This is a genomic window from Neisseria sp. P0021.S005, from assembly GCF_051956955.1.
Map to the genome: position 1 here is coordinate 1 of NZ_JBQCWY010000476.1, position 2,339 is coordinate 2,339.

A 2,339-nucleotide genomic window follows, 5' to 3' on the forward strand; every position below is an offset into this window, starting at 1 on the left:
TGCTGTCAGCCAGCACATCAATCGCCTCGAAACCCTGCACGGCATCAAGCTGTTAAACCGCAGCACGCGCAGCCTTGCGCCTACCGATGCCGGCCGCGCCTTGGGCGAATACTGCCGCCGTCTCGCCACCACGCTTGCCGATACGCGTACTGTTATCGACAATCTGAAAACCGAACCCGTCGGCGAATTACGTATTTCCCTGACTTCCACCGTCATCGGTTCCCGCGCTTTTCAGACGGCCTTTTCGCGATTGCAAACCGAGTTCCCAAAAATCCGCCCCGTCCTCAATTTCAGCGATACCTTGGACGACCTGCAACACAATCAGACCGACATCGCCATACGCGGCGGCGACCGCGCTTTGGACGATCCCAATCTTATCGCGCGTCATCTCGTTACCTGGCAGTCCACCATTTGCGCCGCGCCCGATTATCTCGACCGGCATCCGCCCATTACCCATCCCTCGCAGCTTCACGCTCACCGCTGGCTGCATTTTTTACCTGTTCGCACCACCTTGCAAAACGGTGAAGAAAGCTATTACCTCGACGTCGCCGACAGCATTGCCTGCACGCATCTTGCCGCTGTCCGCAGCCTGACCGAAAGTGGATTTGGTTTGTCTTTGCAGGTGGGCGGCGAAGTGAGGGAAAAAATTGCACAAGGCCGTCTGAAAGCGGTTTTGCCCGAATGGACATTGCCGCCGGTTAGCCTTTATTTGGTGACGCCTTATCGTGTGCAGTCTGCCAAAACCGAGGCTGCCGTGCGCATTTTTACCGAGAGTTTTGCCAAGGAAGGGGATTTATGAGCGCGGAAAATTGGAGCGTTTACCTGATTTTGTGCGAAAACGGTGCGTTTTATTGCGGCATCAGCAACCGTCCTCAAGAGCGATTTGCGGCGCACTTGTCAGGAAAAGGCGCGAAATACACGCGGTTGAACAAGCCTGTCGAGATGCGCATCGTTTCAGACGGCCTGAATAAAAGTGAAGCGCTGAAACGGGAAATAGGCATTAAGAAATTGACGGCAGAGCAGAAGCGGGGATTGTGGGCGGAAGCTGAAATATTGGCAAAAGGTTAATGGCGGCAATGGATTAAATTGTAGTCGGGATATGAATAACCACATAAACAAGTAAGCCTGCTGGTGTCTTTTGCATAGCCAAGCGGCAAATGTTTATTAACATGATTCAAAAAGGCCGTCTGAAACCTGATTTGGGTTCAGACGGCCTTTTTAGGATAAGAGGCGGTTTAATGCTTATTGTATTATATGGAAAGCTTGTAAAAAGTTGAATTTAAAAAGAAACTTTAAAAATAAGGGGATAACTGTTTGAACAATAAAATGAAAATTATTACGCTAAATGACAAATGAGCGTAAATTTCTATCTGAGTAGAGGTGTGGTGTCAATATGTTTTTCCTGTTTTTGTGACAAAATCTGATTTATACCAATATTTATTATAGTGTAGGTCGAAGGTATTAGTTTCTATGTTAGAATTTTTAAGCTGTTTATATAAAACAGTAATTTAAACTAAAACTAAGGAAAGACAGAACATGAACAAATTACTGATTGCCGTAATGATGATGGCTGGTCTGACAGCTTGTTCCCAAGAGGCTAAACAGGAGACTCAAGAGGCTGCTCAAGCCGTTGCATCTGAAGTTAAAAACGAAGTTGCTTCTGCCGCCGATGCTACTGCATCTGCCGCTCAAGAAGCTGCCGATAAAGTAGAAGCCGCTGCCAGCAAAGCAGAGGAAGCCGCTAAACCTGAAGAAGCTGCCAAGCCCGAAGAGAAAGCCGAAGCGCCTGCCGCTGAAGCCAAGCCTGCAGAAGCCGCCAAAGTGGACGGCAAAGCTGTTTTTGAAGCGAACTGTAAAGCATGCCACAGCGGCTTGATTCCCGGCGCTCCTGCCGTAGGCAAAAAAGAAGACTGGGCTCCTCGCATCAAACAAGGCCAAGACACTCTGCACAAACACGCCCTCGAAGGCTTCAATGCCATGCCTGCCAAAGGCGGTAACGGCAGCCTGAGCGATGATGAAGTGAAAGCCGCAGTTGACTACATGGCCAACGAATCCGGCGCTAAATTCTAAATCATGCAGATTGAAACGCACCTTGCCACAAGGTGCGTTTTTTATATTCAGGCGGATGAAAGTTGAAATAGGGCCGATAAACAGGCAAAGGCCGTCTGAAACATTTTATTTTGAAGCACAATCGGCTAAAATCAGGCGAATGATTTTATGCAGGAGCAAACCATGAGCAATCAACACGACAACGTAGATGCCGGCGAAATCGCCAAGTTCAGCCAAATCGCCGACAAATGGTGGGATAAAAACGGCGAATTCAAGCCCCTGCATGACAT

General features: G+C 48.7%; 3 protein-coding genes and 1 pseudogene. All 4 read left to right on the top strand.

The genetic code is table 11. From position 1 onward, the window contains the following. Positions 1-799 (top strand): LysR family transcriptional regulator (locus tag ACTHUE_RS15770; protein WP_440423957.1); only part of this gene is annotated, 799 nt, incomplete at its 5' end. Beyond that, a complete protein-coding gene (locus tag ACTHUE_RS15775; protein ID WP_070713757.1) occupies positions 796-1,068 on the top strand; it encodes a GIY-YIG nuclease family protein in 273 nt (90 codons plus the stop codon). The genes ACTHUE_RS15770 and ACTHUE_RS15775, both read left to right, overlap by 4 nt. 468 nt (positions 1,069-1,536) lie before the next feature. Beyond that, positions 1,537-2,070, top strand: a complete 534-nt coding sequence (locus tag ACTHUE_RS15780) for a c-type cytochrome (protein ID WP_070713754.1) — start codon at positions 1,537-1,539, stop codon at positions 2,068-2,070. A gap of 162 nt (positions 2,071-2,232) precedes the next feature. Continuing rightward, positions 2,233-2,339: pseudogene (locus ACTHUE_RS15785) on the top strand (bifunctional 2-polyprenyl-6-hydroxyphenol methylase/3-demethylubiquinol 3-O-methyltransferase UbiG); the annotation flags it as partial.